Raw genomic sequence first — 26,469 nt, 5'->3', positions numbered from 1 at the left:
GCAAAGAGAGCGGAGTTTGACATGATGCGAGACGCGGCCCAATTCAATCCACTCGACGCCAGCGACAGCCGGGTGACGCGCCCGGCGTTCTGGGGCGCGCTGCCCGAGCGATGGACGAGCGAGGTCGAGGAGACCCTCGTGTGCTGCCACGTATGGCAGGAAACGCACGATGTGAAGAGCTTTTTCCTGCGCTCGCCGCAGGGCCGCACGTTCTCGTTCGAGCCCGGGCAGTTCCTCACGCTCGAACTCGAGATCGACGGCGAGGCCATCAACCGGTGCTATACGATTTCGTCTTCGCCCGCACGGCCTCATACCATTTCCATTACGGTCAAGCGCGTGCCGGGCGGCAAGGTGTCGAACTGGCTGCACGACAACCTGCGGCCTGGCGTGTCGCTGCGCGTGCTCGGACCGGCCGGCGAATTCACCTGTGCGCGCCACCCCGCGCCGAAGTATCTGTTCCTTTCCGCAGGGTCCGGCGTCACGCCGCTGATGTCGATGAGCCGCGCGCACCACGATCTCGCGGAGGACCGCGATATCGTTTTCGTGCATAGCGCCCGCACGCCCGACGACATCATCTTCGCGCGCGAACTGGAGCTGATCGCTTCGAGCCGCGCGAATTTCCGCACGTCGTTCGTTTGTGAGCGGGTGGGCGCACGCACCGATTGGTCAGGCGTGACGGGTTTTCTCTCGCTGCCGCTGCTGAAGTTGATTGCGCCGGACTTCATGGAGCGTGAAATCTTCACCTGTGGGCCCGCGCCCTACATGAAAGCCGTGCGCGATCTGCTCGACGAAGCGGGCTTTGCGCGCGAACGCTATCACGAAGAGAGTTTTTCATTCGAAACGCTTACGGCGCAAGCCGAGGCGCCGGTGGAACAGCCCCCGGCGGAATCGTCGGTCGAAACGGCCAGCTTCACGGTGACCTTCGCGAAGAGCCGCCGCGAGATTCAATGCGGTGCACGACAGACCGTGCTCGATGCTGCGCGTCAGGCCGGCGTGCGCCTCGCTTCGTCGTGCAGCCAGGGCATGTGCGGAACCTGCAAGGTCAAGCTCGTTTCCGGGCAAGTGGAGATGAAGCACAGCGGCGGCATACGCCAGCGCGAAATCGATCAGGGCATGGCGCTGCTGTGCTGCTCGAAGCCGCTGTCCGACCTCGTCGTCGACAAATAGCGCGCACGTCGCGCAACGACAAGAACACGTCGTAAATCGACGTTAGCGGCAGATTGTGGCGGGCGAATCTGCATAGGCACGGGGCGCTTGCCCATATCACAGGAGATCGACCATGAAGCTGGCTGGAAAACTCTTTTGGACCGGTGTGTTATCGGCGATGGTGAGCTTGAACGCCCCGGCGTTTGCCGACGGCAAGCCGACCTTGAAGATCGGTTATGTCGAAGGCTGGGACGACAGCGTCGCGACGTCCAACGTGGCCGCACGCATCATCGAGAAACGCTACGGCTATCAAGTGCAACTCGTGCCGGTGGCCGCGGGCATCATGTGGCAAGGCGTGGCGCGTGGCGACCTCGACGCGACGCTTTCCGCCTGGCTGCCCGTCACACAGGGCGCGTACTGGGCGCAATTCAAGGACAAGGTGGTCGACCTCGGCACGAATTTCACGGGCGCGAAGATCGGCCTCGTGGTGCCCGACTATGTGAGCGCGAAGAGCATTACCGATCTGAACGCCGACAAGTCGGCGTTCGGCGGTCGTATCGTCGGCATCGACGCCGGCGCGGGCGTGATGCGCAAGACCGACGAGGCCGTCAAGCAATACGACCTCAGCTACAGCGTGATGCCGAGCTCGGGCAGCGCGATGACTGCCGAACTGGCGCGTTCGGTGGGGACGAAGAAGCCTGTGATCGTCACGGGGTGGACGCCGCACTGGATGTTCGCCAAGTACAAGCTGCGCTTCCTCGACGATCCGAAGAACGTCTACGGCGCGGCCGAGCACGTGGACAACGTGGCCAACCCCGAGCTCGAGAAGAAGGCTCCGCAGGTGGTGACGTTCCTGAAGAACTTCCAGTGGAAGCCGGGTGAGATCGACAGCGTGATGCTTGCGATCCAGAACGGCGAAAAGCCCGACGCAGCCGCCGACACGTGGATCGCCGCGCATGGCGACCGTGTGAATGTCTGGGCGGGTACGCAGTAATCGCAGCAATAAAACGGCAGGGGGCCCGCCGCGGCCCCGTCAGATCAGCGCCCATCACGGGCCGCGCGCAGTGCGATTGTGCGCATGCAGCATGTGACCTTTCTGATGTGGCGCCGTGTCGCTTTTGCGCAAGCGTCTGTCGCAATTCGCCATCCCGGCAGGGATTTTTCTGGCAACTATGTAGACATACCGTGCGGGCCGGCGCCTGCCGTTCGAGGAGACGGAGTCGATGAAATCCCCCAAGATCGTGGTCGATGGATTATGCAAGGTGTTCGGGCCCAACCCGAAGCTTGCCCGTGAACTGCTCGCGAAGGGCGCGACGAAAGACGAGCTGTTCGCGAAGACCGGCTATGTGCTCGGCGTGAACAATGCGTCGTTCGAGGTGCACGAGGGCGAGATCTTCGTGCTGATGGGCCTCTCCGGCTCGGGCAAGTCCACGCTGATCCGGCTCATCAACCGGCTTGTGGAACCCACCGCCGGCAAGGTCGTCATCGACGGGCGCGATATCGCGGCCGTGCGCCGCTCTGAGCTGGTCTCGCTGCGCCGCACCGACATGAGCATGGTGTTCCAGTCGTTCGCGCTCATGCCGCAGCGCAGTGTGCTTGCGAATGCCGCGTTCGGCCTCGAAGTGGCGGGCGTGGGCCGCAAGGAGCGCGAGCGGCGCGCGCTGGCCGTGCTGGAACAGGTCGGCCTCGCGGCGTTTGCGCAGAAGCTGCCCGCCGAGCTTTCGGGCGGCATGCAGCAGCGCGTGGGCCTCGCTCGCGCGCTCGCGGTGAATCCTTCGCTCATGATCATGGACGAAGCATTCTCCGCGCTCGATCCGCTCAAGCGCAAGGAAATGCAGAACGTGCTGCTGCAACTGCAGAAAGAGCAGCGCCGCACGATCATGTTCGTTTCGCACGACCTCGAAGAGGCGCTGCGCATCGGGAGCCGTATCGCGATCATGGAAGGCGGACGCATCGTGCAGATCGGCACGCCGCAGGAAATCATCAGCAACCCCGCCGATGATTATGTGCGCGCGTTCTTCGACGGCGTGGACACGAGCCGCTACCTCACCGCCGGCGACCTCATGCAGCGCGAAGCCGTGCCGGTCATCCGCACGCTCGACGCGAAGAGCGTGGCCTCGTCGCTCAACGGCAGCGCCGACTACGCGTTCGTGCTGGACGCCCAGCGCCGCATCAGCGGTTGCGTCACGCGCGATGCGATCGGCGCCGCGCAGCCGTCGCTGAAGAAAGTCGAATGCATCACGCTTGGCACGCCGCTGGAGCAGGTGGTCTCGCGCGTGTGCGCGAACACGACGGCGCTGCCCGTGGTCGACGACGAAGGACGCTATTGCGGCTCCATCGATCAGGCCGCCGTGCTGAAGGTCATTACGCGTAATCGAGGTGCCGCCCATGTCTGAGATCATTCCCGTCGGCCAGTGGGTCGATCAGTCGGTTCACTATCTGCTCGACCACGACGCCAACAGCTTCGACGCCGTCGGCAAGGCAATCGAGGGCTTCGCGGCGTTCGTCGAGCACGGCTTGCAGGCCATTCCCATGTGGGCGCTCATGGCGTTCTTCATCGCAATCGGCCTGTGGCGCGTGGGCTGGCGCTTCGCGATCTTCGCCACCTGCTCGCTATTGCTGATCTACGCAACCGGCTTCTGGGATCAAACCGTGGTGACGCTCGGCCTCACGCTCTCGTCAACGGTGATCAGCCTCGTGATCGGTATTCCGCTTGGCATCTGGACGGCGAAGAGCAAGCTCGTGCAAACCATCGTGCGGCCCATTCTCGACCTGATGCAGACCATGCCGGCCTTCGTCTATCTGATTCCCGCCGCGATGCTGTTCGGTCTCGGCCGCGTGCCGGGCATTCTGTCCACGGTGATCTTCGCCATGCCGCCTGCCGTTCGTCTCACGAGTCTCGGCATCAAGCACGTGAACCGCGAGATCGTCGAAGCAGGGCAGGCGTTCGGCTGCACGCCGTGGCAGCTGCTGTACAAGGTGCAGTTTCCGAACGCGCTGCCGTCCATTATGCAGGGCGTGAACCAGACCATCATGATGGCGCTTTCCATGGTCATCATCGCTTCGATGGTGGGCGCGGGCGGTCTCGGCAACGACGTGCTCGCAAGCATTCAGCGGCTGGATATTGGCCTCGGCTTCGAAAGCGGACTTTCCGTCGTGCTGCTCGCCATCATCCTTGACCGGATTACGGAGAGCTTTGGCCGGGCGCCGGGCGCGGTGAAAGCGCCGCTGTTCTCCGGACTGAAGCAACTGATGCGAGTGCGTCCCGCAGTCGTAGAGGCGTAAGCGTTGAAATAACACGATCAACCGTCGTTCCCGAGGAGCGCAATGTGACGATCGACATCGCCGTTCCCGAGCCCGAAACGCGCACGGCATCGTCTCTCAGACATTTCGGTTTCCTGACGTTGCAGAACTTCTCGATGATCGCGTTTTCGAGTGCGGTCGAGGTTCTGCGCATGGCGAACTACGTGGGGCGCGCGGACCATTACCGCTGGTCGATCTACTCGCTCGATGGCGCACCGGCCCGAGCAAGCAACGGCATCACCGTGCGCCCCGCGCAGGCGCTCGACCCGGCGTGCCTGCCCGACGTGCTGATTGTGTGCGGCGGCATACGCATACGCGAGATCATGAGCGAAGGCGTGCGCGCCACGCTCGGCATGGTGGCGCAGCAGGGCGTGCCGCTCGGCGGCATCTGCACCGGTGCTTATGCGCTGATGGCGAGCGGGTTGCTGGATGGCTATCGTTGCGCCGTGCATTGGGAGGATCTTACGGTCCTGCATGAAGAGTTTCCGCGTGTGCGTTTCGCCGATGAGCTGTTTGTGGTCGATCGCGACCGCCTTACTTGCACGGGCGGCACCGCGCCGCTTGATCTGATGCTCGAACTCGTTGGTGCGAGTCTTGGGCAGAGTCTTGCCGCTAAGGTGTCCGAACAGTTCATTCTCGAGCGCATTCGCGGTTCGACGGATCTGCAGCCTATTCCCGTGGATGCGCGTGTGGGTTTTTCGCGTGCAGAGTTGGTGGAGGTCGTGCGGTTGATGGAGGCTAATATCAAGGAGCCTCTGTCGCTGGAGGAACTCGCGCGGCTCGTTCGGCTTTCGCAACGGCATTTGCAGCGGATGTTCAAGGCGTATCTCAACGTTTCGCCGACGCATTATTACTTGACGTTGCGGCTGAAGCGCGCGCGGGAGCTGTTGCGGACTACCGATACTTCGATTTCTCGTGTGACCGCTATTTGTGGGTTTAATTCACCCTGCCATTTTAGTAAGGCGTATCGGGTGCAGTTTGGGCATGCGCCGAGTCATGAGCGGCGCGGCGCTGATTGATCGGATTTTTTTGTTTTTTTGGCCTTTCCTTGTTTTCGCGGCGGTATGCAGGCGTTGCCCCTGTGCGGGGCGGCACCTACTTTCTTTGCGGCGGCAAAGAAAGTAGGCAAAGAAAGCCGCTCAAACCGCCAGCACCTGCCACGGTTCACATCTCGCCGTACATGGTGAATGGCTCCGGAGCGTCTGTCACCACTCGCCCCAAAACGGAGTGACAAGGCGCTCATCCTTCCGGCAGCGCTGCGCGCGCCGAAGGGCATAACCTAAAACCAGTGGTGCGCGTGCATTCTCGCGAAGCTTGAAATGCCTCGTGGTTTCCCATGCAGACCCCACCGCAGCGCGCGAAGCGAGCAGCGGGATGAATGAGCGCCTTGTCACTGACATTGAAGGTGCGAGGCGACAGACGCTCCGGAGCCATTCACCATGTACGGCGAGATGTGAACTGTGGCAGGCATTAGCGGTTTGAGCGGCTTTCTTTGCCTACTTTCTTTGCCGCCGCAAAGAAAGTAGGTGCCGCCCCGCACAGGGGCAACACATGCATACCGACGCGAAAACAAGGAAAGGCCCAAAAAAGCGCCCAACCGGCAAAAAAAGTCAATGCAACGAACCACTAACACCCACCTCAGCAAGCGCAGCCCCCCCCTGCAATAGCGCATCGAGATCCGCCAACTGCACCGCATCCTGCCCACTACGTTGCGCACGAAACATAACCGGCGGCACCCCGAACTGCTTGCGAAACTCACGCCCAAGATGCGAAGCATCCGAAAACCCGCAACTAGAAGCAATATCAGCAACGGTGCGATCCGAACTCGTGAGTAACCAGGCGGCCGTCCTCAGACGCAACGCATTGGCAAACGCGCGCGGACTCTTCCCCGTCTCCGCCTTGAAAAGGCGTTCGAGTTGCCGCGGCGAGAGGTTCAGCTTGCAGGCCAGTTCTTCCAGCGGCACGTTGCGGCCAACCTGCTGCTCCATCAGCAGTACGGCGCGCTTCACCTTCGGGTGCGTGGCAGGCTCGAGACCGGGCGGATGAGGCTGAGGTGCATTGCCCTTTTGCATTTCGCCGACCAGCAAAATGCGCAGCGCCTTCTGCACAGTCGCATGATCGAAGTGGCGCAGCAAAATGGCAGCGGCGACGTCGATCGACGCGCGGCCGCCCGAGCAGGTAATGCGGCGCCGGTCGATCGCGAACAGACGGTCGGCGACGATGGAATCGGCATTGACGTTAGGGAAGCGCTCGATGAAGTCCCAATAGTGGAACCAGCTCACGCAAATACGGTGACCATCGAGCACGCCGGCGCGCATGAGCGCGAAAACCCCTGTGCAGATCCCGACGACTGTCGTCTCGCCGCCGGCCGCGCGACGGATGTACTGAAGCGTCGCTTCGCTGGCGTGCGGGCCGGAGTGCAGCAGTCCGCCCACGACCACGAGATAGTCGACCGGTTCGGCTTCGGCGAAGGTTTCCCAAGGCGCGATCTGGATGCCGCAACTCGCACGCACGGGTGCGAGCGTTTCGCCGATCACGCGCCACGAGCAGCGCACGGGCTTGCTGTAGTCGCCTTCGTCGGCAGACAGACGCAGCATGTCGACGAAACCCGAGAACGCGGTCAGCGTGAAGTTCGGCAGCAGCACGATGCCGAAACGGATGCGCTCCTTGGGAGCGGCGTCGATGGAAACGGCGGTGGCGAGTGTGTCGGACATGGAGGCACAGGAAAGCGACGATGCGGTTTTAGCCAAGCTTCCCCGATAAGGCCCCGAGGCGCTTGTCCGTTTCCGACATCGATCTTCGCAAAAGCGAAGTTTTGAAGGAATACACGCAGCATGGCGGGGCGGTTCCGCCGCTCTGGCGCGTTCATTCTAGCGGCGGCGCCGCCGCTTTGGTCAACTCCCTAGCGGGCACACGCCCCACGCTGCCCCTGTCCACGAGGCCTGCTGTCATGCCGCGCACCGCAACCGTCGAACTCAACAAACGCGCCTGTCACGGCGACGCCGAAGCCGCGCTCGCCCTGCTGGAGCAGAGCATGGCGCGCGGACACGGGCGTATCGGGCTGCTGCGCTATCTGCAGGCGCGTTGCGTGGGCGCGCCGCTCGCGCAGCGGCATCACGACTATGCAGAGCGGGTGGCGAGCAGGATGAGCGAGGGCGCGTTCGCGGCGCTGGCGGCACAGGCGCAGCGCCGCTACAGCATGGCGGCGTGAACGCTCATACGCTTGCTTACAGTACGACGGTGCGGCCGTCGTTGATGAAGACCCTGCGCTCGAGAAATACGCGCACGGCGCGCGCGAGCGTCACGCATTCCACGTCTCGGCCGACGGCCAGCAGGCGCTCGGGGTTCAGCGAGTGGTCCACCCGCTGCACTTCCTGCTCGATGATCGGGCCTTCGTCGAGATCGTCGGTGACGAAGTGCGCCGTCGCGCCGATCAGCTTGACCCCGCGCACGTGCGCCTGGTGATACGGGCGCGCGCCCTTGAAGCCGGGCAGGAAGGAATGGTGGATGTTGATGGCGCGGCCGGCCAGCTTCCGACTCGTTTCGTCTGAAAGAATCTGCATGTAGCGCGCGAGAATCAGCAGTTCCGAACCGGTCGAATCGAACAAGTCGAGGATGGCGGCTTCCTGTTCACGCCGCGTTTCAGGCGTGACGGGGAGATAGTGAAACGGCAGGTCATGCTGTTTTGCGAGCGGCTCGAAATCGCGGTGATTCGAGGCAATGCCCGCAATGTCCATCTGCAGCTCGCCCATGCGCCAGCGAAACAGCAGGTCGGCGAGGCAGTGTTCGAGCTTGGACACCATGATGAGCACTTTGGGACGCACCCGCAGGTCGTGAATGGCCCAGGTCATTTCGTGCTTGCGCGCGACGCTCGCGAACTCGTCCCGCAGGCCCGCGAGATCGAAGCGCTCGCCCGCGCCGGGCTGCACGACCTCGTGAAAGACGCAGCGCAGGAAGAAGCGCGTGCTGATGTCGTCGTCGAATACCGTGAGTTCGTCGATATAGCCGCGGTGCGCGTCGAGAAAGCCGGCGACCGCGGCAACCTGCCCCGCGGCGGCGGGGCAGGATAGCGTGAGCACGTAGCGGTGCTGCGGGTCTTCGGTGGGCATGCGCGTTCTCCTCGTGTCGTGGTGCGCCCGCTGCATCTTGCGCGTCGTGCGGGGGCGCTGGCTTGATGGCGCAAGTAAGCCACCAATCGGCATGCCGCACATAGAACCCACGCGCTGTATCGAGAGAATGAATACGCCAACCCAACGCCAAACCTGCACCAGCAACAAGAAGGTCGTTTTTGCCCCTATGGCTGTCGCGTTCCTCCTATCCGCCGCTTTTTTCTCCGGCAAGCATGGGCTGCGGCGATACGGGAGCGGAGATGGAGAGTTATCTGGGTCTGCAGGCTAGGGCGTTGAACGGGCAGTGTGCCGCGCTTTTTCGCGTGCGCACATCGGTCACCGATGTGTATATGTCGGTGAGCCGCTCGAACTACGGCAACGACGAACGGGCCGTGGTCGAAGTCGACTGCGCGCGCTTCCTGAGGCTCTGGCGCGCCGACCCGCGCAGCGAGCACGCCGGGCTCGCAGACGGCAATCCGCAAATATGGCGTGCCGACCCGCGCTTCGAACTGGCGGCCGAAGGTTTCAGTTTCGGCGAAGAAGATCCGGTGCCGCTTGCGGAAGTCAGTTGCCCGGCGAGCGCCGCCGTGCCGTATGTTGCGTTCACCGATGGCGTGATGCGGACCCTCTGGCTAGCCGCTTACTCAGCGAAGTCCTTTCCGGTGGAATGCGGCGTGAAAGACGCCGAGGCGCTGCAGCGCCTGGCTGGCACGCCTGGCAGCCGCTGGTTCAGCGTTGCCGAACTCGTTCCGCCGCAAGCCGCTCGAGCCCGTGAATGACGCGATAGCGTCAGTGCGCGAGCGCCCACATGAGCGACACGGAGAAGGCGCCCACCACGACGGACGCGCAGCGCTGGAAGAACGCGGGACGAATGAACGGTGCACGACCGTTGCGCGGCGCGGCGCCAATGGCGATCCACGTCAGGCCGATGGGAATCAGCAAGACCGCGAAGATCGCCATGGCTTGGGACCACGTCATGACGCTCGCGAACGCCGCGGGCGGGAAAATCGAGCCCGCGAACAAAATGGCCTTGGGATTGAGCACCGTGGCGCTGAACAGTGTCCGCGTGCTGACCACGCCCCTGGCCGAGGTTTCGATCGAGTTGGCCGTGAACCAGAGGCGCAATGCGAGCCACGCCAGATAGAGGCTGCTGGCCACACGCAGCACCTTCGGCAGCCAGCCCAGCGAATGCGATGCATGGGTGAAGCAAAGCCCCCAGACGGTAATCGACACCAGGTAGCCGGCCAGTTCGGCTGCGGTCAGATGCGCGGAGCGGCGCAGGCCCTGCCGCAACCCGGCGGCAGCGAGCAGCGTGTTGGTCGGCCCCGGCATGAGCAGCACGATCGCAGAGCCCGAGACCATCAGCCCGATGGTGGAAATGGAAAGCATGAGGGTGGCTGGGAGAATAGGGGGTTCGGATTATCGGAAAGCTGACTGTAGGGCGATCGCAGCCAGGAGCTGCAGGAACGCGCGCGCAAGGAAGGCGGCAACGCGGTCATCAACATCAAGAGCAACTACAAGAACGAACTGCGCGAGAGTGCCACGGAGTTCACCTGCGGCGCGGGCGCGATGATCGCCGGCGTGGCGCTCGTCGGCGACGTGGTGACGCTCAAGGGCGGCAAGTAGCCCGCAGCAGGCGGCGGCGGGCGACCCGGCTCACGCCGCCTTCATGCCGCCTTCACGGCGGCTACGTTGACCAGGGTTTCGCGCCGCTTCCCAGGCTTGGGATGATGCAGGCCGAGGCGCTCGAAGAGACCGAAATCGGTGGCACGGCTCCACCACAGATAGGGCAGCGAAACATTGCGCTCCGAAAAACGGAAACCCGCTGCGCGAATCATTTCGAGGTAGCCGTTGGCGCTCTTCTGCACGTGCATGGGATGGCGGAACAGCAGGCGGATGACCCACGAGCGGATATAAGCTTCAGTGGATTCGGCGAAGAGCAGCACGCCGCCCGGCTTGAGCACGCGGTGGAATTCCGCGAGCGCGCGTTCCTGCTCGACGAGGTGATGGAAAGTCTGGTGGCAGAAGACGATGTCCGCGCTGGCCGTGGGTAACGGCAGGCTCGCGCAATCGCCGTGCAGCAGTTCGAACGCGGTTTGCGTCTGCAATTCGTCCTGGCACGTGCGTGCCGCACGCGCCGCCAGTTCGAGCGACGCCTCGTGATAGTCGACCCCGACGATGCGGCGCGGGCGGAAAGCCTCGGCCAGCAGGCGGAACGACTTGCCCTGGCCGCAGCCGACATCGACGATTTCGGGCGCGTCGGGCAACGGCACGTCGACGAGCCGCTTGAGGTCGTTGATCGCCACGCGCAGCACGTGGTGCTCCCACGTATGGGTGCGGAGAAACCAGATACCGAAGGCCGTTTCCGGGACGAACGGCACGTAATTTGATTCGGAAACCGACATATTTTTTCACCCGTTGCGAATGCGGTCATGGACGCGAATGGGCATTGTAAATGCAAGGGCGCAGCGAGGGGTGTCAGAATCACGGTTTCGCGCAGCAAAGTGCGCTTGCATTGGGCATACAGTCGTAACAGGACGTGACAGGACGTAACAGAGCGCGTCAGGACGCAGAGAAGGGAAAGGACTATGGAACAGAGCATTGGAGAAGCCGTTACGCCGTCCGCGCGACGCGAAACCGTCGACGTGGCGATCATCGGCGCGGGCCCCTCGGGCGCAGTCGCTGCGGCCCTATTGCGTAAGGCCGGACGCTCGGTGCTCGTACTGGAGCGCCAGCATTTCCCGCGCTTTTCGATCGGCGAGAGCCTCTTGCCGCAAAGCATGGCGTACCTGGAAGAGGCCGGCATGCTGCAGGCGGTGGTGGAAGCCGGCTTTCAGTACAAGAATGGCGCGCATTTCGTGTGGCGCGACGAGGTATCGTCGTACGACTTCCGCGACAAACACTCAGAGGGCTGGGGCACGACCTACCAGGTCGAGCGCGCGAAGTTCGACGATCTGTTGATCGGCTGCGCCGCGAAGCAGGGCGCCGAGGTGCGCTTCGGCCACACGGTGACGGGCATGCGCACGGGCGACGCGCCGGTGCTGGAGGCGATCGACGAAAACCAGGCGCGCTATGAAGTGCACGCGCGTTTCGTGCTCGACGCGAGCGGATTTGGCCGCGTGCTACCGCGCCTCCTGGATCTGGAGGCGCCCACCGGCATGCCGACGCGTGCCGCGATCTTCAGTCACGTGCGCGACGGGCTGCCGCTTGACGTCTTCGACCGCAACAAGATTTGCATCGCGACACACCCCGAGCACCGCGACGTCTGGTTCTGGATGATCCCGCTCGCGGGCGGGCGCTCGTCGGTGGGCTGTGTTGCCGATGCCGCTTTCCTCGACATGCCGCAAGCGGAACGCGAGGCGCGGCTGCGCGCGCTCATTCGCGAGGAGCCGACACTGAACCGCCTGATCGGCGACGCGCCGTTTCTCATGCCGGTGAACCAGATTGGCGGTTATTCGGCCAACGTCGAACGATTGCATGGCCCGGGCTTCGCGCTGCTCGGCAACGCGGGCGAGTTTCTTGACCCGGTGTTTTCTTCGGGCGTGACCATCGCGCTGCGTTCGGCGCACCTGGCCGTGAAGGTACTCGAGCGCGCGCTCGGCGGCGCGGCCGTGGACTGGCAGGCCGAATACGACGTGCCGCTGCGCAAGGGGATCGACACGTTCCGCGCCTTCGTCGAGCGCTGGTACACGGGCGAGCTGCAGGACATCATTTACTACCCGCGCCAAACACCCTTGATCCGTCGGATGATTAGCTCGGTGCTGGCGGGCTACGCGTGGGACGAGAGCAACCCTTATGTAGCGGAGCCCGTGCGCAGACTCACTTCGCTGCATGAGGCGTGCAAGCTGTCGTTGTAACGAGCGAAGAGGGGCGCACTGGGTTGGTCCCGCAGCGGGACGCGGGACCAACCAGGTTATCGCGGTTTCACTGGCCCGGTGGAGGAACCGCGCCTAGCTGGATCATCAGCCCGAGCGTGTCCATGAGGAGGCGGGTTTCCTTGATCCTGCCGTCCTGAAAACGGTCGATGACCATGCCCCAGACCTTGACGGCGCGCCCCGTAGCTTCCACGCCGAGGAACGCTCCCCTGTGCGTGCCCGTCCACTCGAAGCGGGTCAGCACGCGGTCGCCTTCCGTGAGTTGTTCCTCGACGCGCCAATGCATGTCCGGGAACGCGGCTCGCATCCCTCGTACGACATCCTTGAGGCCCTCGATACCGGGACCCTGGCCGGGGAACGGCACCTGCTCGACCATGTCCTCCCAGAAAAACCGCTCTGCGGCGTCGATCTGCCCTTGATTCAGGACTTCCTCGATGAACGCGCGAACCCTATCGCTTGTTTCATGCATGGAATGAACGTCTCCTGGTTGGCGAAATTGGGAAGTGAAAGCCGGTTGCTGCAGAGTAGACGGCCAAGCGCGACGACGTGCGTCGGAGTCACGCGAGAACGTGCGGTGGCGCACATTTCCAGGTTTGACTGTCAATGACTTTCATCAGGCTACGTGGCCGATGGCTGCGTTGCCTGTGAGCTTCGCGCGCCGGCGGACGGCATTCACCTCTTTGGGCGTCAGCCCGAGCGAAGCCAGAAACGCTGCATGCGAGTCGGGGCTTTCTGCCTCGAACTCTGCATGCCACCTGTCCATCTCCGCATCGTCGAAGCCGGCGCTACGCAGCATCGCCACCCACGCGTCTTTGCCACGCTTCTTTCCTCTCCGACGAAACGATGGTTGCGCGAGCAACGTCGCAATTGCATTCTGACGCTGTTTGAGACGCGCGATTTCCTCCGTTAGCACCATCAAATGCGTTTCAAGGATCTGGGCGGCTGCGTCTGCCTCGTTCGCGAGGACGTCGCGTATTGCGGCTAGTGGTAATCCGGCGGCCCGGTACGCGCAGATTGCGCGTAGACGTTCGCGTTGCGTCTCATCGTAGAGCCGGTAGCCCGCGGTGCTGCGTGCGACCGGCACGAGCAAGCCCAGCGTTTCATAGTGCAGCAGCGAGGAACGCGAGAGTCCCGCCTCGCGCGCCAGTCGTCCGAGAGTGAAACGAGCGAGACGTGTCATGACGGCAAGGGAAGTCTATCGGGTGAGAGAAAGAACAAGCGCGCTTCGGGCCGGTTCAGCTTGGCGGGCGAATAGTACGCGGCGACAAGCGCGCGGCAATCGCCGGAAAAGGCTGGTGCGTGTGCGAGAAACTCATCGAACGTGTGCAATGGATCCGATGCGCCCGCATGCGCCATCAGCCGGACCAAGGCTTCCGTAATTGTACGGTGGTATCGGCCCGGCGCGCCGAGATGCGTGGCGTATTGCGCGATACCGGCACAGGTGCGCTCGATCGCCTGGTCCAGCGGGAAGCGCTGCAGGTGTATCCACGCCACGCGCAGATGATTGCGATGATTGAACGCGGCCGGTGGCAACCTGCAGCTTAGAAAGGCTTCGAGGAAGGCGTCGTCGGTGAGATCGCGGGCGGTTTCCATTTCGATCGATACCCTGTCCGTTGAACAGGGTATCGATCGTGAAGGTGACTACGGTAGTCGAGTCAAGCGCCTTCGTGCCGCTTCGGCTCACTGGTGCCGTCGAACGCTCAGGCTCAATGTGTTGCACGAGGCGTGAAAGGCCTTCTAGCCCATCGAAAGGGGCGCATGGCGGCTTGTTGGCTGCAAGCGCCCCATGTCTGGTCTGAGGGAGCGATGAAGCTGTATGTCAAGCGGCTCTCGACTAAAAGTTGGTATAGGTCTCGCCAAGAATGTCGGCCTCAATGGCACCACTATATTTAACGCCCGAGACTGAAACGGTTTCGTGCTTTTTCGAGTCATGCCAATTCGTACCCGCAAAGCAATGGACCTTGGCGTTTTGACTATGCTCCCCCTTATGAGGCTTGAACGCCGGATTGCCCTTGATCGCGTTCTCGATCGCGGCCGCCAATCATAAATTGCCGAAGAACCCGCGCGCCGCGACCATGCAGAACGGCGCGACGATGTCGGCGTGGTAGACCTGAAGCACTGCGGAAAGCCCGCCATCCGTTGCACCACCCTGAACCGCCTGCGCGGCGACTGCCGCCTTGGCCTGAGCGAAGCCAGCTTTGACCGCGGCAAACGGATCGTTCGCGCCTGGCGCCGAGTCGACGTCGAGCACGCTGGTCAGGCCCGGCGCGACGTTGGCGTGCTTCCAGTAGGCCTGCTCGATCGCCGCATTGAAAAAGAACACCATTGGGTCGAGGTGGCCGCCGCATAGCAGCACGGGCGAGCGCGGCACCCAGTTGCGCAGATCGTTGCGCCTGAACGCCTGGCGCAGCGGCTGGGCCGGGCTCGCAGCGGGGGCCATCGCGGCGGTCGGCGTGGGAAAGGCGCCATCGGGATTGGCGATGGCGTCTTCGAGCATGCTCAGGCGATAGGCATTGCGCACGAGATTCGCGGTGCCGAATCCCATCGCGAAGAGCGGCGTCAATTCAGCGGGCGCCAGGGGCGGCGCGAGAGGCGGCGTCAACGAAGCGAACTGTGGCGCAGGCGGCGTGCTGCTGAAGAGCTGCGTTGCGGGCAGTTTGCCTTTGGCGAATAGCGTGTCCATTGACGTGACGCTCGGCAGCAGGTTCTCTATCCCAGGGGCATAGGGCGCCTCGAAAAAGTCGCCCGGCTTGCGATAGATATTGCCGTAGGCGTGCTGGTAGCTCGTGGTCACCAGCACCGTAAAGATCGTCGAGCCGAGGTCGACCTCGCCCTGGACGAAGGCATCCGCCATGGCGCCCAGCGCATACGGACCCGAGCCCGGCGCGGAAGCCGTGACGTTGATGCCGGCCGCCTGCAGCGCGCGGTGGGTCGCGAGCGCCACGTAGCCGCCTTGCGAATATCCAGTGACGAACAGCTTGCCGTTCTCACGCGTCTTGTTTGCCGGGTCGGGAAGGGCCATGGCGAATCGGGCCGCGCGCAATGAGTCGATCATGTCGGCGGATTGCTGGTCGCCGTTCAGATAGGGGTGATACGGCAAGGGGGAGCCCGAGTAGCCGGCATAGTTGCTAGCCACGACGAGATAACCTTGCGCCGCGTAGATCGCCGCCACCGCAATGCCTTCGCCCGCGCCGTCACCGTTGGCCGGGTCCGCTTGAGTAATGTCGGCGATGTTGTAGTTCCGGTAGGTCGTAGTGCCGTGTGCGTACAGCATGAGCGGACGCGGCCCCGTACACGAGGCGCCGCCGCCGGGGATCATCAGCGCGGCGCTCGACATGGTGGGTTCGCCTGCGCCGCCTATCGTGAGGTAGCGGAAGTACTTGATTTCGATGTCGCAGCGCGGCGTGCCGGCGACTTGCAGCAATTGCTGACCCGTTGCGTTCGTGTTTAGCAGTTTCGTGAAGTCGCTTGCGCTCAGGCGCAAGCTTGTTCTCTGCTCGACTAGCTGACCGCGGAAAAAACAACTCAAGCCGCTGCATGTCGAGGCGGCCTGCGCGACAACACTGGCACTCGACAAAAGGAAAGTCAGCAGTAGCCAACCCGTCTTAAGCATCGCTCCTCGCATTTCACGCTCCGTTTTTGCTGGTGTTCGGAAAATGGGGCTGCCTTGCAGAGTGAAACGAGTATAGGTAAACGAATTCGGCATTTGCTACTGGTTGTGGGAACAATTTTCCAGTGAAGTGCTTGATGAAGAGTGTGCGCAGGTGTTTTCCGGATGATTGGGATCCTATGTAATAAAACGTCTATTGTTCATAAAATAAAAGGCGAATTGCGATCCGACGGGCTACTATCTACTCAGAAGGATCACACATTCAACTACCAGGAGATCGGCAATGCCTCTCGTTTTCTCGAACATCAAGACAGACTGGGACAATGCGGTCGCATTAGGCGGAATCCTCCCCGCGGCAGCTACCTACGATGACGCGACAGACGAAGGCGGCACCCTTATTTACTTGCCATTCGAGATTCAGAACGAGGAGTATCACATCACCGTACCGCTCGCGAATGGTGGCGTGGCGAATTCCTGCCACGTAACCGCAGAGCGGCCGGCACCTATTCATCTCGATACCAAAAAAGGGAAGAAAGCCGGGACGACATACACCGTGAAGAACAAGCCGAGCGCGTATTACGATTTTGTTATTAGTGGGGGGGCGGTGCCGAATGTCGTGTTTTCGCACACAAGCAAAGTCGAGATCCTCGGAAAGGGGCCTCAGAAAGTCTTCAGTGCTAGTTTTACAGGCGTCCTGACCAACGCGGTGCAGGATATCATGCGCGCCTTTGCGCTACATATGCTCGGCCTCGGATCGGCGCACGCAACGCCGGGCTGACATTCAGATCGAAGCGAGCGATTTCGGACGTATCGCTTTCCCTTTGGCGTAGCGCCGGGCGTCCTTGCGTCGCCGACCGCGCCCTACGGCACAAGCGTAGTTACCTGCCCCGGCTGCACCACTTTGATCACGCCGCCCCAAATGCAAACGAGCGTACCTTGAGCATCCAGCGCCGGCATGGCGCCCAGCGTCACGGTTGGCGCACCGCCGGGAATCCACGGCGACGGTGTAGCCGGAACGCAGGGCATCGGCGTAAACACACCCAGCGCCGCGGCGGTCGCGGCGATCACTGTGGGATTCGCCGGGCTTTGGCACAGCGCGAACGGCGTGATATTGGCGACGGGAATCGAGTCGGCAATCGTCGCGGCGGGCACGCCGCTCACTAGCACGCGATTGACGGGGAGAACGTTCAGCGTGCCCGGCGCGCCGCCGAACGAGCATTGCAATGTGGCACCGGCGCAGACTTGCGGACTGGTCATGATGTACCTCCTTGTGCGTTGCCTGCGCGAGGATCAGGCCGAAGACGGATTGGCGAGCGACTGCCACCATTGTTTCCAACGCGGCAGCGGCTTGCCGTCCGCCGCTAGCGGGCGGTTGTCGTCGGTATAACGTTTCGCCGCTTCGAGCGGTTTTCCGGCATTGAACGACTGCCGCAGCGCGAGGCAACCATTCGGATGGAATCGTTGCAAGACCCCATGCAGCTTGCCGTTGCGGTAATGCGCTTCTTCGAGCAGCGTGCCGTCGGCCAGCCAGGTGCGCGATACGCCGTGCAGCACGCCGTTCGCGTAGTGCTCCTCGCGCTGGATCTTTCCATCGGGGTGGTAGAAAAGCGCCTTGCCGTCGAGCTTTCCGTTCGCATACTGCACTTGCGCTGAGGAATTGCCCTCAGGATAGAAATAGGTGGCCGGGCCGCTGAGCACGCCGTTCGCGTAACGCATCATCGCGACGGGGCGTCCTTCCGTCTCGATGCGCACGGGGCCGTGCAGCGCGCCGCCCAGCGTCGCGCCTTCAATGCGCGTGTCGTCGCGTTCTATCGTGACCGGTCGAATCGTCTCCATGCTCGCCTCAGTTGATCTTCACGATGCCGCCCTTGACCACCAGCATGCCGCCGCCGTCCACCGTCTGCTGTACGGCGCCCTTGTTCGTCACGCTCTGCGCCTCGTTCGAAAGCGTGCCGTCCGACTTGTTGGTCAGCGACGTCCCGGCCTGATTCGTGAGTGACACGGCGGCCTGATTCGTCAGCGACGCGTCGCTCTTCGCCGTGAGGTTGCCCGTGCTCTGCAGCGTTAGCGTGCCGCTCACCTTGATGGTGAGGTTGCCGTCCACAGTGAGCGTCATGTTGCCCGTCACTGTCTGATCGAGATTGCCGCCCACGGTCCGCGTCTCGTTGCCGCCGGCTTTCACGGTGCGTGCGCCTTTGATGTCGACGGTTTCGTCGCCCGTCTTGACGGTCGTGATGCGGTTGCCCTGTTCGACCGTGAGCGTATCGTTGCCTTCCTTGATCGTATGCGCGCGGTCGTTCTTGATCGTGCTCGTTTCGTTGTGGTCTATGGTCCACGTCGCGTCGTTGATCACCTTGGCGTTCAGGTCCTTTTGCGCCTGCAGGAAGATTTCCTCGCTGTCCTGTTTGTCTTCGAAACGCAATTCGTTGAAACCGTTGCCGCCTTTCGAGGTATTCGTCTTGATGCCGGATTGCGTCTGGTTGTCGGGCAGCGTATAAGGCGGCAGGTTCGCGCCGTTATACACGCTGCCCGTAATGAGCGGCCGGTCTGGATCGCCGTCGATGAAAGTCACCACGACTTCGTCGCCCACGCGCGGCATGAACTGCATGCCAAAGCGCTTGCTCGCCCATGGCTGTGCCACGCGAATCCAGCACGAACTCTGTTCGTCGTTCTGGCCGTCGCGGTCCCAGTGAAACTGAACCTTCACGCGGCCGTACTGATCCGTCCACAACTCCTCGCCGCTCTTGCCCACCACCGTCGCGGTCTGCGTGGGCATGAAGGGGCGCGGCGTGATACGCGCGGGCCGCCATGTCGTCGCGAACGGAAACGCTTCGAAGCGGTTGCGATAACGGTTGTGGTCGGCTTCGTGAATCACGCTGCGTACGACCCATTCGATGTTGGCGTCGCTCGATTCGTGATCGGCCAGCGTAAAGCGGCAACCCGGCGCCAGCGCGCGGCAGTCGCTTTCGCCAATGAGGATTCGTGTGGGTGCACGCAGCGCGTCCACGCGGTGCCTGGAGAGCGTGGAGCCATCGCCACTGGTGGCATAGCGCCCTGGGTACTCGTACACGCTATGCCCGTTCGACGCCGCCTGTGCCTGCGAATAGAGCTGCGCGGTCGGCGTCTCCCACGCGTAGTCGGTATGCGAGAAGAGCCCGGTGGCCGTCTCTTCGACGACCTCGCAATGGACGATCTGCGTCGATTCGCGTGTGCCGCTCGTGCCGCCTGTGTAGTGCAGTGTTGCGTCGCCGGGCAAGGGCGTGAAGGCGTCGTTGCTGTCGGCAATGACGAGCGTATGGCTGCCCGTATCGTGGCGGAAGAAATAGAACCAGCCTTCCTCTTCGCAAAGGCGGCTCACGAACGCAAAGTCCGATTCCGCGTACTGCACGCACCATTCGCGCGTAGCCGGCGTGCCCGTGATGGAGAAGGAGTAGTCCGTCAAGCTGTGCCCCCCGAATACGGCCTGGATGATCTCCTGCGCGTTTTTGCCCTGAAATATGCGGTTGTTTCGCGAGAGGGTGAGCAGCCACAACCACGAACGCAGTTCCAGGGTGAAGTGGCTGGCATCTATCGTCGAGGGCAGCTGCGCGGCGCGCGTGCAAACGGCGTCGATGAGCCGAGGCGACTCGCCCCACGCGAGCGAGAGCGTTGCATGGTTGGCCGTCATGCCCGAGGGCGCGGGCGGCGGCAATCCGCCGTGAGCGTGCAGCGTCAGCGTGGTGGGAGCGTCCAGTGCCTCGCGCGCTTCGAAGCTGGCGGGAAAGAGGGTGCTGAACGCGCTGCCGGTGAGGCTGATGCGCGCATCGGTGTCGGCGGAGATGGGGCGGTTCATCGCGAGGGTAGTGTTTCGTGGCTGGTGGTGTGCATCGTCATTCGAGCGCCCACTGCGCGAGCGTGCCGACCAGCTCGTTCATCAGCACGTTGTCGATCTCGCGCGCACCACCCGCGGCGCGGCAGCGCGCGAGCACGGCGTCGATGATCCTGCTGTCGAAGGCGAACTGTTTGCCCGTCGCATCGCGGTACCGTATGCGCAGTTGTTCGAGCTTCTTTTCGATGATGGCGCGCAGCACCGTGTCGTCGAGCGCCGCATAAGGCACGGCGGTCATGCGCGCGAGAAACGCCGGGCGAAACGCGTGCAGCAGTTCTTCGTGCAGCCGCCGCGCAAAGGCATCGGTGGCAAGCGTTGCGGCAGGCGTATTGAGCAGCAATTCGGCGCCGACGTTGCTGGTGGCGAGGATCACCGTGTTGCGAAAATCCACCACGAGCCCGGTGCCGTCTTCCATGACGCCCTTGTCGAAGACGTTGTAGAAGGCTTCGAGCACGTCGACATGCGCTTTTTCGATTTCGTCGAGCAGGACGACGCTATAAGGGCGCCTGCGCACCGCCTCGGTGAGCTGGCCGCCGCTCGCATAGCCCACATAGCCCGGCGGCGCGCCGCGCAGCTGCGAGACGGCATGCGCTTCCTGATACGCGGCGAGGTCGATCACGATGAGATTGCGCTCGCCGCCATAGAGTGCATCCGCAAGGGCGTAGGCCGTCTCTGTCTTGCCGACCCCCGTTGGTCCCACGAGCAGGAAAACGCCTACCGGGCGCAACGGGTCGGCGAGCCCCGCGCGCCAGGCCTGGATGCGCATGGCGATGCGGTCGAGCGCCCCGTCTTGCCCCACGATACGCTGCGCGAGACGGCCCTTGAGCGTGCGCACGGCGTGCGCTTCGTCAGCGAGCATCTTGCCCACGGGAATGCCGGTCCAGCTTGCGATCACGGCGGCGATGGTTTTCGAGTCCACGCAAACCGGCACCATGGGGTCGTCGTCGCGAATCGCTTCGAGGCCGCTTTCGAGGCGCGCCAGTTCGGCGGCGAGGTCTTCGCGCGGGTCCGCGGCCTCGTTGTTCTCGTTCGCGTCCGCGTTTTCTGGCGGTTCGTGCGTGCCTTCGTTGAAAGCATCGCGAGGCGCCGCGTCGAGGGCGGCCAGACTCGCGCGTACCGCGAGAATCTCACGCACGGTAGCGGCTTCGTCACGCCAGCGTCCCTCAAGCGTCTCGACGAGCGTGGCGTTGTGCGCATGTTCGGCTTCGAGCGCGGCGAGACGCTGCGTGTGATTCGCGCCGAGTACCGTTTCCGTGCGCAGGCGCAGCAGCTCGTCGTCGAGCGCGCGCTGCCGGTGCCTGGCCGCTTCGAGTTGCGGCGGCGTGTCGTGCTGCGCCAGCGCCACGCGCGCGCAAGCGGTATCGAGCACGGCGATCGCTTTGTCGGGCAACTGGCGCGCGGAGATGTACCGGTGCGAGAGTTTCACCGCATCGACGATGGCGGCGTCGAGGATCGTCACGTTGTGATGCGCTTCGAACTTTTGTGCGAGCGCGCGCAGCATCGCGATGGCCGTCGGCTCGTCGGGCGCCTCGATCTGCACGAGCTGGAAGCGCCGCGCGAGCGCGGGGTCGCGCTCGAAGTACTTCTTGTATTCGAGCCACGTCGTGGCCGCGATCGTGCGCAGCTCGCCGCGCGCAAGGGCGGGCTTGAGCAGATTGGCGGCGTCGCTGCCGCCTTCCGCGCCGCCTGCGCCGATCATCGTATGGGCCTCGTCGATGAAGAGCACCACCGGTCGCGGCGAGTGCCGCGCTTCATCGATCACGGCGCGCAGACGCCGCTCGAACTCGCCTTTCAGGCCAGCTCCCGCCTGCAGCAGCGCGAGGTCGAGCATGCGCAGCGAGACTTCCGCAAGCGGCGGCGGCACGTCGCCCGCCGCGATGCGCAGCGCGAGACCTTCGACCACGGCCGTCTTGCCCACGCCGGGCGCGCCCACGAGCAACGGGTTGTTCTGTCGCCGCCGCAACAGGATGTCGAGCGTTTGGCGAATCTCCGCATTGCGTCCGATGATCGGGTCGATGCGTCCGGCCCGCGCTTCGGCGGTGAGGTCGAGCGTGTATTGGTCGAGCAGGGCGGGCGCTGGCGCCTCGGGCTTGAGGGCACCGGTCAGCACGGGAAGGCTCGCGCTGTCGTCCATGGCCGCTTCGAGCGGTGCGATCGGCAATGTCGACGCAAGCGGCGACATCGCTTCGATAGGCGCGAGCCAGACACTCATATTGGCGCGCAGCGCGGCGCTCGCCACGCGCAGCAGCGTGGGCGCCCCATGCACGGCGCGTGCGCGCAGCGTGTCGTTTTCGAGCAGGGCGATAAGCAGCGTCGCCGCGCGCACGCGCGGTTGCTGGAGCACGACGGTGGATTGCACGAGCGCGTCCTGGAGCCACACGAGCAGGTCGGGCGAGAACGACGGCATGCCCGTGTTGCCGCGCTTGAAGCGCGCGATCGTCATGCGGATCTCGGCGCCGAGCGCGGCGCGGTCCACGCCGAAGTGCGGCAGCACGCCCGCGAGATCGCCGCCCTCGGGTTCGGCGAGCGCGAGCAGCCAGTGTTCGATTTCGACCACGAAATGTGTTTCGCGCAGGCATTGCTGCGCGGCGCGTTCGAGGGCTTCGCGCGGCTCGCGCTCGAGGCGCGCAACGAGCGTCTTGAGATCGAGCGTCACGGCCCGGTACGCCCCGGAACGTCTTCGGGCGCGAGGCGCGTGAGGCGCGCGGGCGCCGATTCCGCGGCGCCGGCCCAGGCGGTCCAGCCGAGCCTCAGCGGCGCGTGCCGCGAGAGGCGCGCGCGCGGCAATTCGCCCGCGGCGAGCTGCAGTTCGAGATGCACCTTGAGTTCGGCGCCGAACCATTCGGCGGCCAGCGAATTCAGTGCTTCGTGAGCGGGCGCGCCGGGCAGGAAGGCTTCGTACTGCGCACGCCTGAGCGGACCCAGCCGCACGCGTATGCCCTGGTGTTCGTCCCAGATCCTCGTGCCCGCTACGGCATCCTGACCGAGCCGCCGGTTGCGTCCACCGGAGCCGATCGCCGTGCGGCTCGCCGGAGGCAGCGTGCGCCATCCGCCTTCGAACGGCGTCGAGCGCACGTGCACGCGGAAATGATGCAGCACCATGACGTCGAAACCCGCGATCGAGCGTCGACGGTTCGCGAAGAGGCCCGCGCGCGCCAGCACGGCGCGCAGGTCGAGCGGCTCGGGCGGTATTGCGGCTTCCTGCCCCGCGCGGTTGTACGAGGCGCGCGAGTTCAGCGAGGCGTTGCCCGTCAGCGCGCGCAGCACGACATCGGCCGAGCGTTGCGTCGTGGCGGGCAGCGGCTCGGCGCTGCGGTACTTGCGCTGTGCACGATAGAGCAGCGCCAGCAGCCGGTGCTGGAAGATGTCGAGAAACGCCGCCGCCGAGCGGTCCTTGCGGCGCAGACGGTCCTGCAGCCATTCCTGCCATGCACCGGGTAAGGGGCCGTTCGGGCCGCCAAGCGCGAACGCGTTGACCTGGAGCTGGGGCGGTCCCGCATGTCCGGATTGTGCGGATGCTTCTTCCCCCGCCTGAAGCGCAAAAGCGAGCGAGCGCGGTAAGCCGCGCCGCAATGGCCCGAGCGCGCTCGCCGGAAACGCGGGAGACAGATTGCCGCTCAACGCGAGCGCTTCCTGGCCGGGGTCGAGCCCGGTCCCGAGCGGCTGCGCGTGCGGCTGCAACAACTCGAGCAGGCGCACGGCCTGCGTGAATTCGAACGCGTGCGGTTCGTCGAACAGCCGCTGCGTCAGAGAACGAGCGGGCTGCCCATCGTCGGCCGCCATGTGCGGATCTCCCGACCGTCGCGCACGAGCGAGGTCTGTACGAAACGGTTGACGCTCGCATAGAGCGAGAAAAATTGCGCGAGCACGCCGGAAAAGAGCACGGTGCTCGCGCCGACAAAGCTCGCTTCGTCGAGTTCGATTCGCACGCCGAGTCCGTTGCGCCAGCCGCGCCAACGGTCCGTACCGACATGCGCGACGATGGGTTCGCTCGACACGGCCACGAGCCCCGCGATCTGGCGCTGCGACGGGGCATGCGCGCCGAGATTGTGGAGCATCAGCATTTCGCGCAGCGACTGCAGCGCCTGCGGGCCTTCCACGATCGACGTGTGATTGAGGACGAGCTGCGACACGAGGCGCCAGCGCGACGTGCCGTCGAGCGCGGCCACGATCTGCGGCGTGGGCCGATGCGCAATGCGCACGCTCGCCACGGGGCCCGGCACTTCGAACGACAGCGCGGCGCCCGGCGCGAGCCGGTGGGCCAGATGACGATTGGTACACAACAGATCCGCAGTGAGCGTGCGCGCTGCGGGCGCGGCGGGATTGAAGCGCGTATCGACGAATGTGAGCATGACATCGCTGCCGGGACGTGACGGATGCAGCCCGCTCACGCGCCGCGCGTACCAGTACACAGCCGAATCCGCGCCGTGCATCGAGCCGTACCAGGGCGGCACGTCCGTGACCGTGCGGCCCGCCACGGCGCGCACGTTGCGCACGGCGTAGATCTCGGTGCTCGATTCGCGGTGCGCGTCGGGGCTCACGCGCATTTCACGCGCCGTCCCGTCGGGCCGCAAGGGTTCGGAGGTGCGCGCGAACAGATTGAGCGCGCTCGCGCAGCCGAGCTGGATATCCTGCGTATGCAGCGTGAAGCGCCCGCGCGGGGCGGCCGTGAAGCCGATCACGAGATCGAGGCTGTCGAGTGCATCCGCAGGCGGCTTGAACGGCAGATCGAAGAACGCGAACTTCTCGGGAAAGGCGAAGTACTCGACGAGCAGTCGGCAGGCCGGATGCGCACCGTCTTCGAGCGGCAGCAGCGCGTCTTCCTCGTCGAAGCCAACCGGGGAGGGCAGGCCGCGTTGCGCCTGCAACGTACCCTCGGGGGTCTGCAGCCAGGTGGCGGCGCTGTGTGCGCCGAGCAGGTCGTAGAGCGCGGCGGAGGTGACGGGCGACCCCGTGAGGCGCACGCGCAAGCGCTCGATCGGCAGCGCGCCCAGCTTGTGCGGCCCGATGCCCCGCAGCGTGAGCCGCAGTGCCGATTGCAGCGACGCGTTGCCGGTGAGCGCCTGGGCTTCCTCGGCGTCGAGCAACTGGGCGGCGGCGAGGGTGATCGGCCAGAGCGTGACGTCGCTGCACGTGCGCCAGTGGATCGTCGCGCCGCTCGCGTCCACGTGCATGAGGGTCGTGTCGCGCGGCACGCGATAGCCCGCGGCGATGCTGCCTTGCGTGGGATCGGGCTCGAACTGCACGATCGTCATGGAAGGCACCGGCCGCGACGCGTAGGGATAAAACTGTTCGAGAAGGCCGTCCGTGAGCGTGGTGTATTCGTCGTCGAGCGTGCGCTGGAGGCGGGCGGTTAGCATCGCGAAGCTTTCGATCAGGCGTTCGACGTTCGGATCGGCGCTCTCGCCGGGGCCGAGTTCGAGCCGCCGGGCGATCTTCGGATAACGCTGCGCAAAGCCTTCGCTCGCGCGGCGCAGATAAGTCAGCTCGCGCTGGTAGTAGTCGAGCAGTTGCGCATCAAGCGAGTCGTTCATCGACGATCCCGATGGACTGCGTTTCGCCATCCTGCCCGGCGACATAGGTGACGACGTGCTCCACGCCGTCGCTGCCGCGCAGCGTTCCCCGAATGCGCAGGCACAGCCGCCATGGCGCGGCGGCGTCCGCTTCGATTTTCACGCGCGGCTCGCGAAGGCGCGGCTCGAACGCGCGGATCGCCTCGGCCACTTCGCGCTCGATCACCGCCCGGTCCTCCGCGCGTGCCGCGCTTTGGCCGCTCCAGTCGGGCAGGCCGTAAAGCAGGACGTCCGGCGCGCGCGGCAGGCGTGGCGTGCCGCGGCGCGTGTTGAGAAGGCGCAGCAACTCCGCGCGCACCGACGCGCGCAAGCCGGCCGCGTCCAGTGTGCGCGCCGCGAGCTCGTCGACGGACTCGTGCGCGTCGAAGGGCGCGTCGTCGGCCAGCCGCTCGAAGAGCGGCATGGGCGCGATGGCGATGAAGGCGCGGACGTTCGCCATAGGCGGTGCGCGCTAGGCTGCTGCCTTCACGACCTTGTTCGCGGCCAGGTCCCACGTCGTGGCCGCGGTGCCTTCCTTGGTGGCGTCGTCCTTCTGCGCGGTGAGTTCCCACTTGATCTTCGTGAAGTTCAGCGAGAGCGTTTCCACGGGCTTGCCACCCGCGCCGCCCGACACGCTCACGTTGCTCAGCACGACATTGTTCAGCGTATAGGTGATGAACGGCATGATCTTGCCGTCGCTTTCGGCGGCGTTGCGGCCCACCACGATGGTCGCGCTCGCAATGGCCTTGCCGGAGCAGCAGTATTCGTTGAGCGTGGGCGTGGCGACGTCGACGAACTTCGTCACGGTGAATTCGCCGAGATGGGGCTTGCCCGAGGTGCGCTCCGAGTTGCTGACGTCGTTGGTGACCTGCATCGCCACGTTGTGGCTGTACGACATCAACTCGATCTTGTCGGTATAGCCTTCCAGCGTGCACTCGCCTTTGATGTCGCTGCCGAGGTCGAGAATGATCGAATCCATGGTTTGCTGCTCCCGAAGCAGTAAAGA

Annotated in this window: 24 protein-coding genes and 2 pseudogenes; 10 read left to right on the top strand and 16 right to left on the bottom strand. The window is 64.3% G+C overall.

The window, feature by feature from the left end; all coding sequences use genetic code 11:
- Positions 1–21 precede the first annotated feature (21 nt).
- The 5 genes and pseudogenes from ACOJB8_RS29580 to ACOJB8_RS29560 all read left to right on the top strand — a co-directional run bounded on the left by ACOJB8_RS29580 (position 22) and on the right by ACOJB8_RS29560 (position 5,468).
- Positions 22–1,167, top strand: a complete 1,146-nt coding sequence (locus ACOJB8_RS29580; protein ID WP_368603518.1) for an FAD-binding oxidoreductase — start codon at positions 22–24, stop codon at positions 1,165–1,167.
- Positions 1,168–1,279: 112 nt separating this feature from the next.
- The gene (locus ACOJB8_RS29575) at positions 1,280–2,140 is read left to right on the top strand and encodes a glycine betaine ABC transporter substrate-binding protein (protein ID WP_342946210.1); all 861 of its coding nucleotides are present in this window, start codon (positions 1,280–1,282) and stop codon (positions 2,138–2,140) included.
- Between the two features lie 107 nt (positions 2,141–2,247).
- Positions 2,248–3,542 (top strand): annotated as a pseudogene (locus ACOJB8_RS29570) (quaternary amine ABC transporter ATP-binding protein); the annotation flags it as partial.
- A complete protein-coding gene (gene choW / locus ACOJB8_RS29565) occupies positions 3,535–4,431 on the top strand; it encodes a choline ABC transporter permease subunit (RefSeq protein ID WP_069267945.1) in 897 nt (298 codons plus the stop codon). The pseudogene ACOJB8_RS29570 and the gene choW, both read left to right, overlap by 8 nt.
- A gap of 44 nt (positions 4,432–4,475) precedes the next feature.
- Positions 4,476–5,468: a GlxA family transcriptional regulator gene (locus tag ACOJB8_RS29560; RefSeq protein ID WP_342946209.1), complete on the top strand. Its 993-nt coding sequence runs from the start codon at positions 4,476–4,478 to the stop codon at positions 5,466–5,468.
- 591 nt (positions 5,469–6,059) lie between these two features.
- Here ACOJB8_RS29560 and ACOJB8_RS29555 read toward each other — a convergent pair.
- Positions 6,060–7,163, bottom strand: coding sequence for a GlxA family transcriptional regulator (locus tag ACOJB8_RS29555; protein WP_342946208.1), 1,104 nt, complete (start codon positions 7,161–7,163; stop codon positions 6,060–6,062).
- Between the two features lie 236 nt (positions 7,164–7,399).
- On the opposite strand from ACOJB8_RS29555, the gene ACOJB8_RS29550 reads away from it, so the two are divergent.
- Positions 7,400–7,660 carry a hypothetical protein gene (locus ACOJB8_RS29550; protein WP_069267948.1) on the top strand — a complete coding sequence of 87 codons (261 nt, stop codon included), beginning with the start codon at positions 7,400–7,402 and terminating at the stop codon, positions 7,658–7,660.
- 16 nt (positions 7,661–7,676) lie between these two features.
- Here the strand turns inward: ACOJB8_RS29550 and purU are convergent, their stop codons facing one another.
- Positions 7,677–8,558, bottom strand: coding sequence for a formyltetrahydrofolate deformylase (purU, locus tag ACOJB8_RS29545; RefSeq protein WP_368728704.1), 882 nt, complete (start codon positions 8,556–8,558; stop codon positions 7,677–7,679).
- Positions 8,559–8,818: 260 nt separating this feature from the next.
- Between purU and ACOJB8_RS29540 the strand changes: the two genes are divergently transcribed.
- Positions 8,819–9,337 (top strand): plasmid fertility inhibition factor family protein, encoded by a 519-nt coding sequence (locus ACOJB8_RS29540; protein WP_368603514.1) that lies wholly within the window; start codon positions 8,819–8,821, stop codon positions 9,335–9,337.
- A gap of 10 nt (positions 9,338–9,347) precedes the next feature.
- Here ACOJB8_RS29540 and ACOJB8_RS29535 read toward each other — a convergent pair whose 3' ends face one another.
- The gene (locus ACOJB8_RS29535; protein WP_342946205.1) at positions 9,348–9,947 is read right to left on the bottom strand and encodes a LysE family translocator; all 600 of its coding nucleotides are present in this window, start codon (positions 9,945–9,947) and stop codon (positions 9,348–9,350) included.
- Positions 9,948–10,013: 66 nt separating this feature from the next.
- Here ACOJB8_RS29535 and ACOJB8_RS29530 point away from each other — a divergent pair.
- Positions 10,014–10,184, top strand: a pseudogene (locus ACOJB8_RS29530) (excinuclease ABC subunit A); the annotation flags it as partial.
- Positions 10,185–10,225: 41 nt separating this feature from the next.
- On the opposite strand, the gene ACOJB8_RS29525 reads toward ACOJB8_RS29530, so the two are convergent.
- Entirely contained in the window at positions 10,226–10,963 is a 738-nt protein-coding gene (locus ACOJB8_RS29525; protein WP_475015769.1) for a class I SAM-dependent methyltransferase, read from the bottom strand.
- Between the two features lie 183 nt (positions 10,964–11,146).
- On the opposite strand from ACOJB8_RS29525, the gene ACOJB8_RS29520 reads away from it, so the two are divergent.
- Complete coding sequence (locus ACOJB8_RS29520) at positions 11,147–12,415, top strand: NAD(P)/FAD-dependent oxidoreductase (protein ID WP_342946203.1); 1,269 nt, start codon at positions 11,147–11,149, stop codon at positions 12,413–12,415.
- A gap of 67 nt (positions 12,416–12,482) precedes the next feature.
- Here ACOJB8_RS29520 and ACOJB8_RS29515 read toward each other — a convergent pair whose 3' ends face one another.
- The 4 genes from ACOJB8_RS29515 to ACOJB8_RS29500 all read right to left on the bottom strand — a co-directional run bounded on the left by ACOJB8_RS29515 (position 12,483) and on the right by ACOJB8_RS29500 (position 16,058).
- Positions 12,483–12,902 (bottom strand): ester cyclase, encoded by a 420-nt coding sequence (locus tag ACOJB8_RS29515; RefSeq protein ID WP_342946202.1) that lies wholly within the window; start codon positions 12,900–12,902, stop codon positions 12,483–12,485.
- Between the two features lie 144 nt (positions 12,903–13,046).
- Positions 13,047–13,613: a MerR family transcriptional regulator gene (locus tag ACOJB8_RS29510; protein WP_342946201.1), complete on the bottom strand. Its 567-nt coding sequence runs from the start codon at positions 13,611–13,613 to the stop codon at positions 13,047–13,049.
- Positions 13,610–14,026: a hypothetical protein gene (locus ACOJB8_RS29505; RefSeq protein ID WP_342946200.1), complete on the bottom strand. Its 417-nt coding sequence runs from the start codon at positions 14,024–14,026 to the stop codon at positions 13,610–13,612. The genes ACOJB8_RS29510 and ACOJB8_RS29505 overlap by 4 nt, the downstream gene beginning before the upstream one ends.
- Positions 14,027–14,474: 448 nt before the next feature.
- Positions 14,475–16,058 carry an alpha/beta hydrolase family protein gene (locus ACOJB8_RS29500; protein WP_475015767.1) on the bottom strand — a complete coding sequence of 528 codons (1,584 nt, stop codon included), beginning with the start codon at positions 16,056–16,058 and terminating at the stop codon, positions 14,475–14,477.
- Between the two features lie 268 nt (positions 16,059–16,326).
- On the opposite strand from ACOJB8_RS29500, the gene ACOJB8_RS29495 reads away from it, so the two are divergent.
- Positions 16,327–16,821, top strand: coding sequence for a hypothetical protein (locus ACOJB8_RS29495; protein WP_342946198.1), 495 nt, complete (start codon positions 16,327–16,329; stop codon positions 16,819–16,821).
- An 83-nt stretch (positions 16,822–16,904) separates the two neighbouring features.
- Here ACOJB8_RS29495 and ACOJB8_RS29490 read toward each other — a convergent pair whose 3' ends face one another.
- The 8 genes from ACOJB8_RS29490 to ACOJB8_RS29455 are packed head-to-tail and all read right to left on the bottom strand — an operon-like array spanning position 16,905 to position 26,442.
- Positions 16,905–17,300: a DUF4280 domain-containing protein gene (locus ACOJB8_RS29490; RefSeq protein WP_342946197.1), complete on the bottom strand. Its 396-nt coding sequence runs from the start codon at positions 17,298–17,300 to the stop codon at positions 16,905–16,907.
- 33 nt (positions 17,301–17,333) lie between these two features.
- A complete protein-coding gene (locus tag ACOJB8_RS29485; protein WP_368728686.1) occupies positions 17,334–17,879 on the bottom strand; it encodes a toxin-antitoxin system YwqK family antitoxin in 546 nt (181 codons plus the stop codon).
- A 7-nt stretch (positions 17,880–17,886) separates the two neighbouring features.
- Positions 17,887–19,875: a type VI secretion system Vgr family protein gene (locus ACOJB8_RS29480; RefSeq protein WP_475015765.1), complete on the bottom strand. Its 1,989-nt coding sequence runs from the start codon at positions 19,873–19,875 to the stop codon at positions 17,887–17,889.
- A 37-nt stretch (positions 19,876–19,912) separates the two neighbouring features.
- Entirely contained in the window at positions 19,913–22,567 is a 2,655-nt protein-coding gene (gene tssH, locus ACOJB8_RS29475; protein ID WP_475015763.1) for a type VI secretion system ATPase TssH, read from the bottom strand.
- A complete protein-coding gene (gene tssG, locus ACOJB8_RS29470; RefSeq protein ID WP_475015761.1) occupies positions 22,564–23,694 on the bottom strand; it encodes a type VI secretion system baseplate subunit TssG in 1,131 nt (376 codons plus the stop codon). The genes tssH and tssG overlap by 4 nt, the downstream gene beginning before the upstream one ends.
- Positions 23,658–25,445 carry a type VI secretion system baseplate subunit TssF gene (gene tssF / locus ACOJB8_RS29465; protein ID WP_475015760.1) on the bottom strand — a complete coding sequence of 596 codons (1,788 nt, stop codon included), beginning with the start codon at positions 25,443–25,445 and terminating at the stop codon, positions 23,658–23,660. The genes tssG and tssF overlap by 37 nt, the downstream gene beginning before the upstream one ends.
- Positions 25,429–25,923: a type VI secretion system baseplate subunit TssE gene (gene tssE / locus ACOJB8_RS29460; protein ID WP_368605829.1), complete on the bottom strand. Its 495-nt coding sequence runs from the start codon at positions 25,921–25,923 to the stop codon at positions 25,429–25,431. Before tssE ends, tssF begins: the two co-directional genes overlap by 17 nt.
- Before the next feature lie 12 nt (positions 25,924–25,935).
- Positions 25,936–26,442 (bottom strand): Hcp family type VI secretion system effector, encoded by a 507-nt coding sequence (locus tag ACOJB8_RS29455; protein ID WP_069267982.1) that lies wholly within the window; start codon positions 26,440–26,442, stop codon positions 25,936–25,938.
- Positions 26,443–26,469 lie beyond the last annotated feature (27 nt).

The sequence above is a fragment of the Paraburkholderia sp. BR10141 genome (assembly GCF_056155635.1).
The sequence above is the reverse complement of the archived record's forward strand: the minus strand, read 5'-3'. Positions and strand labels throughout refer to the sequence as shown.